A 13,985-nucleotide genomic window follows, 5' to 3' on the forward strand; every position below is an offset into this window, starting at 1 on the left:
TCATTTATTATTTCAGTCCGATTTCTTCCTTTGTGTAATACTGTGTACCAACGATATCCTGCTCCACATTTGTACGGTCCACCGAGATGGGATCCAAGAGATACGCCGGAACAACCTCAATTCCGTTGTTATATGATGTTTTATCATTAACTTCCGCCTGTTTTCCTTGCAAAATACTATTGGCCATCTCTACCGTCTTCTCCGCTAGCTTCCGTGTATCCTTGAACACCGTCTGCGTCTGTTCCCCGGCCACAATGGACTTGATTGAGGCAAGTTCTGCATCCTGTCCTGTAATAACGGGCAGCGGCTTGTTCGAAGTACCGTAACCAATCCCTTTCAAGGATGAGATGATACCAATACTGATTCCATCATAAGGAGATAATACTGCATCCAGATGATCACCCGAGTAATAGGCACTCAGCAGGTTATCCATCCGTGACTGGGCCAGTGCTCCGTCCCAGCGCAAGGTTGCAATCTGGGACATCGTCATCTGCTTGCTGCGTACCACCAGTTTGCCGGAATCGATGTACGGCTTCAGCACAGACATCGCACCGTCGAAGAAGAAATAGGCGTTATTATCATCAGGAGAGCCACCAAACAGCTCAATGTTATACGGTCCTTTTCCATCCTTGAGTCCAAGTTTTTGTTCGATGTAGGAGGCTTGAAGCACACCCACCTTAAAATTGTCGAACGTGGCGTAATAGGTTAGATATGGCGTATTGCGAATGAGCCGATCATACGAGATCACTTGTATCCCTTCGTCATGCGCTTTCTTGATCACATCCGTCAGCGTGTTGCCATCCACGGATGCAATCACCATCACATCCACACCTTTGGTGATCATGTTTTCAATCTGTGAAATCTGATTCTCGACCACATCTTCAGCGTACTGAAGATCGGTTTTGTACCCCTGCTCCTGAAACAGACGGACCATGTTCTCCCCGTCTCCCACCCATCGTTCTGATGATTTGGTTGGCATCGATATACCGACATATCCCTTTTCTTTGCTGCCCGGGCCACTCTCTGCCAGATTGCAGGCCGAGAGCATCAAGGTCATCACCAGAAGCCAGATGAGCATTGCTCCTTTTTTCATATGAAGTTCCCCTTTCCTCACGTCATACGGTTCTGAATGAGTTATAAGATAACGCTTACAATACATGTAGTGCATCCTGTTGCTTGCTGTTCCTGTCTGAGACTAATGGTAGCATTCGAGATGCCGCAAGGTCTTTGCACGTTTTGAACCTTTTTTATAAAAATTTAACTTTTGATGGAAACACTTAAAGTACAAGTGTGATCCATGAGATACCATACCAGAGTCAAAAAAAAAAGGACATGCTCCACTTCGCTTCACACGAAGTAGAACATATCCATCTCATTTATCACACGTCTGAATGAACCACTGTAATACGATATTTAATTCGCAGAAGGATGATAAGCCGTCCCCCCGTTCTTTCGATACTGCACTGGCGAAATGCCCATTGTTTTCTTAAATGCAGTGCTGAAATAATGCTGGGTATCATAACCTACACGCTCAGCTATGGTGTGGATCGGCAGTGTTGTTGAGTCTAATAACTGTATAGCCTTGCGAATGCGAGCATGCGTGACAAGCGTGACAAAGGAATCATTCAGCTCTTTCTTCAGCACACGGCTAAGATATACGGCAGATACTTGTAGACGGGAAGCGAGCGATTCCAGGGTCAGTTTCCGCTCGGCATATTCTTCGTGAATAAGTTGTCTTGCCCGGCGAACCAGAGGCGACAACTGCACTTCCCCGTATACCCGTTCCCGGCAATGACGGTACGTATCTGGCGTTTCTTCCAGTGTCCCTGCATGTGTCTCCATATGAGCATGAATGGCAATATTCAGGCAAGAACTGATCTGCTGTTCCAGAAGGGACTCTATTTCTTCAGGGACTTCCTGCCACAGCCATATGCCGATCAACCCGCTTACGTCCCGAAACAGGACATGTGGCACGTCCCCCAGCAGTTCACTAATTATATTTTCCACTGCATACAGAAACAACTGACGATCATTTTCTCTCAGTATCGTCTGACGAGCTTCAGCGGCAGGCCAGCGTACGACCCCAATCTGCACAGGTGGGACGGGGGGCAGCCGCAAAAACAAAAGCTGCTCCGTCAGATCCCTCCCTTCAGCCTGCCCCTCCAGCCACTCCAGCATAAATCGCTGGCGAAGCAACGGGATATTACGTTCAATCTGATGAGCTGCCTGTTGTACATATGCCGTCCTCTGGTGCTCTTCAGTAAGTCGCTGATGCAATCGCTCAAGCGCAGCATATAATTGTTCTGCTTGCACAGGTTTTAAGATGTAATCCTCTACGCCAAGACGAACCGCCTCCTGCGCATATGCAAATTCATCATGTCCCGAGATGATCAGGTAACGACAGCCCGGGCACTTCTGCTGAAGGGCACGGATTAGTTCGATTCCGTTCAGGAATGGCATATTCATATCAACGAGAACAATATCCACACCCAAGTCAGCCGCCCGTTCCAGCGCTTCCTCGCCATCTTCCGCTTCACCAACAACCTCCATCCCGAGAGTTGTCCAGTCAATGGCATCCCGAATCCCCTCACGAATGATCGGTTCATCATCCGCGATGAGCACGCGGTATTTCTTCGCCACATGGCTATCAGGCGTAATCTCCATTACCCTGGTTGATTCGGATGTATCATCTGTTTCAGTGGAAGTTGTCAGGGTCGACTTCATGAATTTTCCCATTCACTCTCCTGCCTCTCTTCGTTATTGATTTGCTTGGTTGCCGGGAGCTCTCGCATCAACGGATGAATAATAGTCACAATAGTTCCTTCACCTTCCTGGCTCTCCAGCACAATACCGTACTCATCGCCAAAGGACAGCCGGAGACGGGCTTGCACGTTCAACATTCCATAACTTTTGCCTGTCATCCCAGGCGAAGACGCTTCCAAACTTGCTAGAGGAGCTTCGAGCAGATGCTGCATCTCGGCAAGCCGTTCGTTGGACATTCCTGCTCCATTATCCTGAACGGTCAGCAGCAGTCTGTTATGTTCCAATCTGGCCTCCACCCGAATGTGTCCTGGCCCACGCCTGCCCTTGATTCCATGATAGATTGCATTCTCTATCAGGGGCTGAAGCAGCAGCTTTAACACGAAGAGGTCCCGCAGTTCCTCTGGAATATTCAATGTATACTGAAGACGATCGCGGTATCGTGTCTGCTGAATTTGCAGATAGCTGGTCATATGCTCAATCTCGGAGTGCAGCGGAATGTAATCCTGTCCTTTACTAAGCCCTATGCGAAATAATCGAGATAACGCACCAACCATGCCGGACACATCTTCTGCCCCCTCTTTGCGTGCCATCCAATGAATCGTATCCAAGGTATTGTACAAAAAGTGTGGTTTGATATGCTCCTGCAAACTTCGCATTTCAGCGTCGCGCTTCTGCCGCTCCCGCAATTCATTAAGTGATATCAGTTGTCGAATCTGTGCCAGCATTCGGTTGTAACTGTTGCCAAGCATGCCAATCTCGTCAGCGCGATCGCTCCAGCGGCCTGGTCTGAGATTGCCGGTCTCCGCCCTGCGCATGTAGGACATGAGCCGGAAAATCGGCTGAGCGATGGAACGGGAGAACCATAAAGAGGCGCTCAGGCCAAACAAACACACCACAAATACAAAGCTAACCACGTAAAACTGGATTTGGCGCACTTCGGATATCGAGTCTCTTGTGGGAAATACTCCTACCGTTCTCCAACCCGTAAAGGTAGACGACTGATACATGAATAATAACGTTCCACCTTCTGTATCAGCGGTAAATGTTCCACTCTCACCAGAGGGGAACCAGTCTGTGGGAATGTGTTCTATTAGCGGATGCTCCGGCTTGTATACACTTTGACCTTCTGAATCCGTCACCATCACATAACCGGATTTCCCCAAGGTTACATTACGGGCCGCCTGAGAGACGGACCTAAGTTTAAGATCAATCATAATAACGCCCCGCACACGTCCTGACGCTTCATCCGTTATGGAACGCGCAACCGTTACAATCTCATCGTCCTTGTACCGTACATGTGTCGTGAGATTACGCTCTTTCGGCTGACCCAATACCATGAAGATGCCCGGATTGGCCGAAGCTTTTTGGTACCAATTTTCCTGGATCAGGCTCTGTTCCGTTCGGGGATACATCTCGTTGCTAATATAGTCACCACTTCCATTGACAAGAACAATCCCGGCGATTTCAGGATACAATGTTGTGAACCCCTGCAAGGTTTGTTTGATGCCATATAACCGATTTTGCTCCGTTTCGGCATTGGTGTCCATGTTCATCGGTTCGATGCCTGCATCATCATTCGGTGGCATTTTGCCGTTCATAAAAGCATCAATATCCGGGTCAAATGCAATCAGATAGGTCATATTCTGCAAATTCTCCATTTTGCTGTTCAGAGCTTCATTCACTTTGCCAATCAGTTGCATGGTATGCCCTTCAACCTGTCGCTCAACTACCCGTTCCACCGTCCAGTTCACAAGCAACCCAAGCCCTACGGAAGGTACAATGGCGAATAACAGAAAAAGCAGCATCAGCTGGTAGCGAAGGGGCATATTACGCAAGCGTAAACGCCGAATCCCGTTCCTGAAAGTGGAGAGAATTGCTCTCCTGCTCCAAGGCCTTGGACTCTTGAAATCTCCCTTGTTATTTGGCATAGTAATCATCCACATCTGAGCGCGTCACCACAGAGATCCCTGTGTCCACCATCACGGGAAGCGGTGCATTTTCACCGGATGAAGATGGGGCCGGAACCGTTAACTGGTGATGCAGATGGAACAAATATTGGAGTGACCAATATCCCATATTCCAGGTTCCCTGTGCAATCGTAGCCGAGATCGTACCGTTTTTGATCATATCCAATGTGGCCTTATTTGTATCAAACGAAATAATCTGCAAAGGGTGTCTGTCACCGGCAGTTTGAACGGCTTCCCCCGCTCCTGCCCCTCCGGTGGCTTCAGTCACAAAAATACCCGCCAGCTCGGGATGTTCCTTCATCATTCTCTGTGTTTCGTCTCTGGATACCATCGCATCACCGTGTCCGTCTGCAACTTCAACGATCTGCATGGAAGGGTATCTCTCCTTGATCGTATCGCGGAAACCCTTCGTCCTCTCTTCATGATTTTGTTGCCCAGGTAAAGTTAATACCGCGACCTCTCCCTCACGACCCAGCAATTCAGCCATTTTATCGGCAGCCATTACACCCGACTTGTAATTATCTGTCCCAAGAAAAGAATAGGCCTGGCTATCAGGTGCATCCGCGTCAAATAATACAACAGGGATATCTGCGTCGATTGCCTTGTTAATCGCTGGAACTAACGATTGCGGATCGATTGCAGATATGGCAATGCCTGCGGGTTTACGAGCGATAGCCTGCTCGATCACCATGGTCTGCTCCTTCGCATCATACCGGGTAGCACCGCGATATTCTACGGTCACGCCAAGCGCATCCGCGGCATCCTCGAAACCTTTGAGCGGGCTTTTCCAATATTCCAGCCCGGACTGGAATGTAATCATGATATACGTCTCTCCGATATCGCCGTGCAGCCCCCGGTCTTCCCACGAACTGTTTACCTGACTGGTGTATTCGAATCTCAACACATACAATGCAAAGGCTGAGATTAGTAAAATGTATACCAGCAGCATTTTTTTCATTCCGTTCACTTCCTCAAGTGGTCTGATCACCATGTACATCGTCTAAATTGTAAACGCAATCATTCAAAAAGAAAACCACCCCTTATCTTTTAACAATAAGCTCCTGCTGTTAACGGTGTACCTGCTGCAATAATGTACTATATGGTTTCTCCCTCTGGACGTATGATCATGGAACTAGACTACAACCAGAGGAGAGCATCATCATGAATCTTGCATCTTTTTTAATCTACTGCATCGTCGTTACGTTTACCCCAGGCCCCAGTAACATCGTAATTCTTTCTTCTACACAGATCGTTGGCGCACGAAAAACAATGCGCTATGTCTGGGGAGCTACGTTGGCATTTGGTCTGCTGCTTACCGCTTCAGCTTTTCTTAATCAGCTTCTTGCCGGAGTGTTGCCCGGAATTCTGAAGGTGATGCAGATTGTCGGCGGCCTGTACATGGTGTATCTGGCGTACCAGATCTACAAGATGGGTACCACCGAGGATGCACCGAAACAAGTTACCGGATTCTGGAACGGTTTCATCATGCAATTTGTGAACCCAAAGGTGGTCTTGTTTACTTTCACGGTCATTCCAAGTTATGTATTGCCCTTTTATCAAAGTTCATTCTCATCGTTTCTGTTCGTAGTACTAATTACCTTCATTGGATTTCTGGCCTATTCCAGTTGGGTTGTTTTTGGCACGGTTTTCAGAACGTTGCTGAATCGCCACCAAAAATTACTGAGTATTCTCATGGCACTTTTTTTGTTATACTCAGCCATTATAGTATCCGGATTAATCTAAAGCTTGGGAGGTGTGCTGCATGGAACGGTTTAACTATAAAAAGTCGCAAGACGTGCTGGCACTATCCGCCAGCTTTACTGACTTTGCATACAAAAAACATTGCCACGAGGAGTATGCGGTTGGCGTAACCCTGCGTGGCATTCAACAATACAACCTGGACGGACAATATCAGGCGTCTCACCAAAATGGTGTCATGTTGTTTAACCGTGAACAGTCCCATGATGGAAGCTCCTATGATAAGGCTGGCATTGACTATGTGATGCTGTATTTGAAGCCTGAATTGGTTGAGGAGATTATAGGCAAAAAGGAATTGCGTTTTGGAAGTCCCATCGTCTATGATCCCGAGCTTGCACGTAAGATCCTGATGCTGAACGACGCCGTTCAACTCAGACAGGACGAAGCCGAGTGCAGCGAACGGGTCTTCGATCTGGTTCACCTTCTGGCTCAGAAGGAAATGGACACCAAGCTCTGGTTACCTCAGGACAACCTGGTCCGCAAAGCCAAGGAGATCATGTTTTGCAGCACTGAAGATGTGCTCAAGCTGGACAACCTAAGCTCCGAATTTGGCATGTCCAAGTTTCAATTTATCCGTGAATTCAAGGCACATGCAGGCATATCCCCCTACCAGTTTTTCTTAAACTGCAAGGTGGAGCGTGCCCGTCAATCCATCGAAATACACAAGGACGTATATACTGCTGTTGCCGATTGCGGATTTGTTGATCTGACCCATCTGAATCGACATTTCAAACGGGTATTTGGTGTCACAGCTTATGAATACATGTTGCAGCTGAACTAGTTCCACCGGATCGATAATTTCGACTCCAAATGGATAAAATTTTGACGCCACTCCTGAAAATCCCTGTATAGAACGTCAATGTTTCTTAACGTTCTGTACGGGGATTGGCTTCTTTTTTCGTTGGGCAATCAGATTCTTTTCTTTCGTTTCCATATCCACACGATTGCCAACGCTGCCAATAAAATGACTGCACTGTATAAGATAAGATAGAAAGGCCCAGTTCGCCCATCACCATCATTGGTTTCTCCAAAATCTTCTTTACTTACAACCTTTCCCGCACCCAGCAGTTTCAGATCGTCTCCAGCTTGTTCAATTGGAACATTGCCACTGCACAGATTCGTATGCAGCCTGTTGTCTCGTTCATCCAGACTGGCAAAGATCAGGTAAGACTGATTCTTTTCAAATTCGATGCCACAGGAGTCAGACCCTCCGCCCTTCCCCACAATTTTCATCTTTTTGGCACTGACTCCCTTCCATGCAGAATCTACATCAAAGGTATACTCTCTTACCCCATTATACCGGTATATCTGCGATCCGCCTTTCTTCACCACTTCTCCTGTAAATACCGTGGTATACGTTTCCAATCTCTTTTGAGCATCACTCTCGAGACAACTGCAAGCATACACACTCTCTCCGGGAAATAGAGCTAATCCAGACGTAACCAACAGTAAGATCAACATGCACATCACCAAACGTCGTTTCATTCCGACCGCTCCCCTCCTACATTCTCTGCTTGAATAAGCGTTGTTAAGGTTACATATTTTTATTGCTGCTATATTTATTGTAAAATTATAGCACAATACAAATATCGTTATGTCCGAGATACGCAAGGACACAACATACGAAATAAACCATCACGGAGGAACTCAACATTTGATGCACAACTGGAAAAAGAATATCTCATTCCCGCTGCTCGTTGCAGCGTTATGCATGATCGCCTTTATAAGCATCGCCCTGTCCATCAGCGACAACCAGATTCATCGATTTGATGATACGCTGATCGGCTGGATTCAGGGGTTGGAATCCCCTAATATGACACAATTCATGCACCTTTTTACCTGGATCGGCAGCGAAATGCCAGTGGTCTTCATTACCATCATCGCCATGATTGTGTTATTTGTTTGCCTGCGACACAAACGCGAACTGCTCTTCCTGGCTTGCGTGCTCGCAGGTTCAACCCTGTTAAATGCATTGCTCAAGCTGGTATTCCAGCGTGCCAGACCTACCATTAACCGGATCATTGAAGTGAGTGGTTACAGCTTCCCCAGTGGGCATTCTATGGCAGCATTTAGCCTGTACGGTGGACTGGCCTTTCTAATCTGGAAACATGTACCCACCGTTACCGGACGTGTGCTGATGATTGTTGCCAGCGCCGTATTTATACTGACCATTGGTATAAGTCGTATCTACTTGGGAGTGCATTATCCAAGTGATATCGTAGGCGGATACTTCTTAAGTGGTTGCTGGCTCTCCACATGTATATGGTTTTATCGGCGGCATTTGGAGCGCATGTCCCAACTGCAAAGCAGAAGGCTGGCCTAGGCGGCCCGCTATTGAACTACACAAAGAAATACCCGGCTTTCCTTAACTGAAGGATAACCGGGTATTTTTTATATTCATATGTAGTAGTCCTGAACTCGTTCAGGACCACATGGACCGCTTGTCCCATTTAAGGGAACAGACCGATCTGGTTTTTTCACACCAAATTATAACTCTTCACCATTGGATTCGATGACTTTTTTGTACCAGTGGAAACTCTTCTTCGGTGTTCTGCTTAAATCTCCGTTACCGTCGTTATCCTTGTTGACATGAATGAAGCCATAACGCTTCTTCATCTCTCCAGTGGATGCACTAACCAGGTCGATACATCCCCACATGGTGTAGGCAATCAGATCTACGCCGTCAGCTACCGCTTCTTTCATCTGTTCAATGTGACCTTTCAAATAATCAATGCGATAGTCATCCTGAATGGAGCCGTCTTCCTCGACCACATCGACAGCACCCAAGCCATTCTCAACCACCATCAATGGAATCTGATAACGATCATACAGATGATTCAGCGTGTAACGCAGTCCTTTTGGATCGATCTGCCAGCCCCAGTCGGAAGCTTCGAGATATGGATTTTTGATACCACCCAGCAGATTACCTTCTGCTCTCTCGAGGGACTCGTCCGCACTTTCAACCAAAGACATATAATAACTGAAGGAATAGAAGTCTACGCAGCCTTCACGCAAGGTCTGTTCGTCTCCCGGTTGCATCTCGATCTGGATACCTTCTTCGGCGAAGAAACGTTTGGCGAATCCAGGGTATGCACCACGAACCTGAACATCACCACAGATCATATTGGAGATTTGGTCTTTCTTCTGTGCAAGCAACATGTCGTCCGGGTTACATGTGTTTGGATAGGTTGTCATGAAAGCGACCATACAACCAATCTGGAAATCAGGGTTAATCTCATGTCCCAGCTTCACCGCTTTGGCACTGGCAATGAATTGATGATGTAATGCTTGGAAACGAGTCTGTGGATCATCCACTCCGTCGACAAGTGTTTCTTTGCCTTCAAACAGAATACCTGCAGCCATATAAGCACCCATCGGCATCGTCAGACAGTTGATTTCGTTGAACGTAAGCCAGTATTTCACTTGATCTTTGTAGCGGTTGAAGAGAGTTGTACAATAACGGATATAACAGTCGATAACTTCACGGGAAGCCCAGCCGTTATACTTCTGTGTCAGACCGAATGGCGTTTCATAATGGGAGATCGTTACGAGCGGCTCAATATTGTATTTTTTCAACTCGGCAAAAACATTGTCGTAGAACTGCAATCCCTCTTCGTTCGGCTCCAGATCGTAACCGTTCGGATAGATCCGGGACCAGTTGATGGACATGCGGAACATTTTGAAGCCCATCTCTGCCATCATGGCAATATCTTCTTTGTAATGTCCGTAAAAATCAACCGCTTCATGGCTCGGATAATACGTGCCCTCTTCCAGTACAGGCGTAATCCGGCGTGGAATCGTGTGGGTTCCCCCTGTCATCATGTCAGACGTGCTTGGCCCCTTACCACCCTGGTTCCATCCACCCTCGAATTGATTGGCAGCCGTTGCGCCACCCCAGTAAAATCCTTCTTTCATTGTCATGACCAGTTCCTCCTTCATATCTCAACAAGACTATGTAACCAGTGTACCATCCATACCCTGACACCTATTGTCATGGTATAATCAGAGCATGGAAAATAACCGACTATTTCGAATGTTGCTTTTGTTATTGGAGAAAAAGAAAGCCACTGCACCAGATCTCGCCCGTTTGTTCGAGATTTCTGTACGCACGGTGTACCGTGATATCGATCGGTTGAGTGCTGCGGGCATTCCCGTCTATACGACGACCGGCAAACATGGCGGTATCCATCTGATGGACAACTATGTCATGGACAAGTCCCTGTTGTCGGAAGAAGACCAGAACGAAATTTTGATGGGGCTATACAGCATCAGTGCGATCCCCCATCTTAACAGTGCCCATATGCTGCAACGGTTAACCGCCCTTTTTGATCACAAGCTAGATTGGATCGAATTCAATTTCTCGCCATGGGGCAGCATCCCCCTGCAAGAGAGAGAACTGTTCAATCAGGTGAAGCAGGCTATATTAACGAATCAACTGATTACGTTTCATTATGTTAATTCGGATGGTGAGAAGAGCATTCCGACCGTGGAGCCACAGAAACTTATATTCAAAAACAGTACGTGGTACTTCAAAGGATATATCCATGATGACCCTGATCGGAAAGAATTCGAGACATTTAAGATGAAACGGATTACCCAGTTGACTTTTCTAGCGAGAAAACACGATCACCCTGTTCATGCGGGGTCAACCCACCCTGAATCAGAGATAGCTCCTGCCCTGACTCCTTTGACACTCTCGTTTTCCAGCACCATTGCATACCGAGTACATGATTTTTTCGAACCGTCCCTCATTAAAAAAGAGCCTGATGGCAGGCTCCGTGTGTCTCTCGAACTGAATGTAGGGGAATGGCTCTACTCCTTCCTGCTGTCATTTGGTTCCGAGCTGACCGTCATCGAGCCTGTTCATGTTGGACAGGAATTGCTCAGACGTCATATCAAAGCCGTTGAACATTTGCAGAACGTCATGAACAAACTTCCCAACAATGAATGATATAATATAGGCCTATACAACTTTTGATCACAGCTGACTCTCCGTCATCCATCTGACCGAAGGAGGTTTATCCATGCAAGACATTAGACGCAACAATGTGGAACGTTTCAAAGGTTTTGGTACGTTATACGATCAGAACCGACCAGCTGCTCCCACTGAAGTGGTGGATATTCTAACGACATATCTTGGCAGCACACCGCGTATGGTCGCAGATATTGGCTGTGGCACCGGCTTATCCTCGTGGATCTGGCTTAATGAAGCTGAACGTATCATCGGCTTTGAACCCAGCGATGACATGAGGTCTGTAGCAGAATCCAAGTGGGAATCTGCCGGGAAGCCGGATAACCTGCGGTTTGTGTCCGGCTTGTCTCACGACCTCGGACTACCAGATGGCAGTGTGGATGTGCTGACCTGCTCCCAATCGTTTCACTGGATGGAGCCGCAACCCACACTACGCGAGTTTGCACGTGTACTTCGTACAGGGGGCATATTTGCAGCCTACGATTGCGACTGGCCGCCAATGTTAGACTGGCAGTTAGAACAAGCCTATCTGCAGCTGAATAAGGAAGCAGATCAACGAGCAGCCCGTCTGGCTCCCCAAGATAGTCAGGCACACAAATGGAGCAAGGATGGGCATTTGCAGCAGATTCAGCAGTCCGGGCTGTTCCGATATGTCCGGGAAATCGTATTTCATCACCACGAGACATTCACTGCCGATCGATATGTCAATCTCGCCCTGAGCCAAGGCGGCCTGCAAACGGCGTTGAAGCTCGGAGCGGATGATCTATTAACAGCTGCTGACGAGTTCAGAGCGCTGGCTAATCGTGTATTTGACGGAGAATCCAGAGAAGTACTCTTTTCTTATCGCATGCGCCTTGGTATTGTTTGAAAACCGTCCGTTGCTTGCATCTCTCATACATACCAAAATGAAAAAGGAGGTCCTACACGTCATAAACATGATCTGTAGGACCTCCTTTTGTCTACATCCTCAAGAAGAGAATAAGTCACTTAATTGTCGCTCCTGTACATTCAATGCCAACACCAATTTTGTTGGGTCTTGTCTTGAATAGATGACATTAATGATATGACCTTGCTGCACCTGGGGCAGCGCAGATGACAAAATTTCTTTTTGCGTTGTCACATTGAAGGTTTCACCGTTCGTTTTCGTTATGCTGAGTTTGAGCTGAAGCTTGATCTTATTACTGCCTCCACTCCCAAGTGGAGTGACATCAAGAATCTTGGCCATCGCTTTTTCTCCTGTTCTTGCAATATCCATCATTTCAGGCGATACCCCCTGCTGTACCATCTTCTCATCCAGTAATTGCTGCATATCTTCTTGCGATAACCGCCCTTTCAGATCAAGTCCTACCTTGCGCTCATCCTTTACAGAAACGACTAACGGAATGAAACTGCCCGGTTGGAACTGTGCCAGGGAGGTCAATGGAATGACTGTTTTCATCTCCGTATCGTATTTCTCACGCCCCTTGCGCGACACCGTCAGACCCAATCGAACCTCAGGCTGTTCATTAATATACGTACCTGTCTGTTGTATAGTCTTAATGACCCCAACTGCTGGTAAACCTGTCTTCACTCGACCTACGCCAAAAATATTGCTCAAAATCGCAGGAACAAAAATCAGTGCAAACCCGGCAAAGATCGCCGGAGTGTACCACCATGCCTGCATAATCATAAACGGATCATTCCACAGCTGCTGTGCCAGAAATGGGGAGAATCCCACTCCGAACACCGTTAATACGCCAATGAATCTCAAGAAACCTACCATATGATCCACCCTCTCTTAATCCTTCTCTTAATATCTATAATTACCGTTGTTATAAGCATTATATAAATAGATTATGACTGTCTTATAACCAAATACCTTCTAGATGGACATTAGCCCCATGTAAATCAGTTCGGAGGGATTCGCTGGATTCTGGCCCAGTCCCACTCGATCTCCAACTCGTGGAATCTGCATTTTGGACACCAGTGTCTCTAATGTTCGCTGATACTGGTTGCCATTCGTTTCTGTCACATCCAATACAAGCACAACAATCGGATCAAAATTGATAAGTTTCCCCGTATCGGTGATTGTCACCACCGTTGCTGTTGCCGTTAATGGAAGCGAACCACTCGCCGCCAACTGTGCCTGCTTTGCGGAATCCAGACTTTGGTTGATGGCCTCCCGATGTTCCTTTGATACAAAACCTTTCATCATCATGCCAGTGAGTCCTTTATTCATCATTTTATCCGCTTTAGCAATCGCATCTTCCTGTTTGTTCTTTTTACCGAACCATCCCATATCAAGCACCTCATTTTTTTTATTTTTGATTATAGTTAAATTATAAACACCGTGACTTGTCCTTGAATACCCTTCTGGCGGCATACAAAAAAAACGAAAAATCCGGCAATTGAATTACCGGATAATCGTTTCTACGGTAAGGAAGTATGCTAATTCGGCAAAAAAAGATCTGCTAATCCGATCTTCATTTCACGATTGGCGGCCATATTTTGTGCAAGTGTTTTGGCAATGCACCAAATCATGCCAT

General features: G+C 46.9%; 13 protein-coding genes. 5 read left to right on the top strand and 8 right to left on the bottom strand.

Annotation, left to right across the window (positions count from 1 at the left end; all coding sequences use genetic code 11):
* Positions 1 to 7: 7 nt before the first annotated feature.
* The 4 genes from chvE to MHH25_RS22880 form a co-directional block, all read right to left on the bottom strand.
* Complete coding sequence (chvE, locus tag MHH25_RS22865; protein ID WP_340018206.1) at positions 8 to 1,093, bottom strand: multiple monosaccharide ABC transporter substrate-binding protein; 1,086 nt, start codon at positions 1,091 to 1,093, stop codon at positions 8 to 10.
* 320 nt (positions 1,094 to 1,413) lie between these two features.
* Positions 1,414 to 2,712: a response regulator gene (locus MHH25_RS22870; RefSeq protein ID WP_340020539.1), complete on the bottom strand. Its 1,299-nt coding sequence runs from the start codon at positions 2,710 to 2,712 to the stop codon at positions 1,414 to 1,416.
* An 8-nt stretch (positions 2,713 to 2,720) separates the two neighbouring features.
* On the bottom strand, positions 2,721 to 4,589 hold the full coding sequence (locus MHH25_RS22875; protein ID WP_340020540.1) for a sensor histidine kinase: 1,869 nt from the start codon (positions 4,587 to 4,589) through the stop codon (positions 2,721 to 2,723).
* A 91-nt stretch (positions 4,590 to 4,680) separates the two neighbouring features.
* Entirely contained in the window at positions 4,681 to 5,688 is a 1,008-nt protein-coding gene (locus tag MHH25_RS22880) for a substrate-binding domain-containing protein (RefSeq protein WP_340018207.1), read from the bottom strand.
* A gap of 203 nt (positions 5,689 to 5,891) precedes the next feature.
* Between MHH25_RS22880 and MHH25_RS22885 the strand changes: the two genes are divergently transcribed.
* Both MHH25_RS22885 and MHH25_RS22890 read left to right on the top strand, forming a co-directional pair.
* Positions 5,892 to 6,473, top strand: a complete 582-nt coding sequence (locus tag MHH25_RS22885; protein ID WP_036617102.1) for a LysE family transporter — start codon at positions 5,892 to 5,894, stop codon at positions 6,471 to 6,473.
* A 19-nt stretch (positions 6,474 to 6,492) separates the two neighbouring features.
* Positions 6,493 to 7,269 carry an AraC family transcriptional regulator gene (locus MHH25_RS22890; protein WP_340018208.1) on the top strand — a complete coding sequence of 259 codons (777 nt, stop codon included), beginning with the start codon at positions 6,493 to 6,495 and terminating at the stop codon, positions 7,267 to 7,269.
* Between the two features lie 128 nt (positions 7,270 to 7,397).
* Here the strand turns inward: MHH25_RS22890 and MHH25_RS22895 are convergent, their stop codons facing one another.
* On the bottom strand, positions 7,398 to 7,973 hold the full coding sequence (locus tag MHH25_RS22895) for a hypothetical protein (RefSeq protein ID WP_340018209.1): 576 nt from the start codon (positions 7,971 to 7,973) through the stop codon (positions 7,398 to 7,400).
* Positions 7,974 to 8,145: 172 nt separating this feature from the next.
* Here MHH25_RS22895 and MHH25_RS22900 point away from each other — a divergent pair, with 172 nt between their 5' ends.
* On the top strand, positions 8,146 to 8,811 hold the full coding sequence (locus tag MHH25_RS22900) for a phosphatase PAP2 family protein (RefSeq protein ID WP_340020541.1): 666 nt from the start codon (positions 8,146 to 8,148) through the stop codon (positions 8,809 to 8,811).
* 164 nt (positions 8,812 to 8,975) lie between these two features.
* On the opposite strand, the gene MHH25_RS22905 is transcribed toward MHH25_RS22900, so the two are convergent.
* Positions 8,976 to 10,409 (bottom strand): glycoside hydrolase family 1 protein, encoded by a 1,434-nt coding sequence (locus tag MHH25_RS22905; protein WP_076252895.1) that lies wholly within the window; start codon positions 10,407 to 10,409, stop codon positions 8,976 to 8,978.
* Positions 10,410 to 10,497: 88 nt separating this feature from the next.
* On the opposite strand from MHH25_RS22905, the gene MHH25_RS22910 reads away from it, so the two are divergent.
* A complete protein-coding gene (locus MHH25_RS22910) occupies positions 10,498 to 11,439 on the top strand; it encodes a YafY family protein (RefSeq protein WP_340018210.1) in 942 nt (313 codons plus the stop codon).
* A gap of 73 nt (positions 11,440 to 11,512) precedes the next feature.
* Positions 11,513 to 12,328 carry a class I SAM-dependent methyltransferase gene (locus tag MHH25_RS22915; protein ID WP_340018211.1) on the top strand — a complete coding sequence of 272 codons (816 nt, stop codon included), beginning with the start codon at positions 11,513 to 11,515 and terminating at the stop codon, positions 12,326 to 12,328.
* Positions 12,329 to 12,427: 99 nt separating this feature from the next.
* Here the strand turns inward: MHH25_RS22915 and MHH25_RS22920 are convergent, their stop codons facing one another.
* Both MHH25_RS22920 and MHH25_RS22925 read right to left on the bottom strand, forming a co-directional pair.
* Positions 12,428 to 13,222, bottom strand: a complete 795-nt coding sequence (locus tag MHH25_RS22920) for a hypothetical protein (RefSeq protein WP_340020542.1) — start codon at positions 13,220 to 13,222, stop codon at positions 12,428 to 12,430.
* Between the two features lie 99 nt (positions 13,223 to 13,321).
* Entirely contained in the window at positions 13,322 to 13,738 is a 417-nt protein-coding gene (locus tag MHH25_RS22925) for a hypothetical protein (RefSeq protein WP_047844012.1), read from the bottom strand.
* Between the last annotated feature and the right edge of the window lie 247 nt (positions 13,739 to 13,985).

The sequence above is a fragment of the Paenibacillus sp. FSL H3-0457 genome, from assembly GCF_037981725.1.
GTDB classification, from domain to species: Bacteria; Bacillota; Bacilli; order Paenibacillales; family Paenibacillaceae; genus Paenibacillus; species Paenibacillus amylolyticus.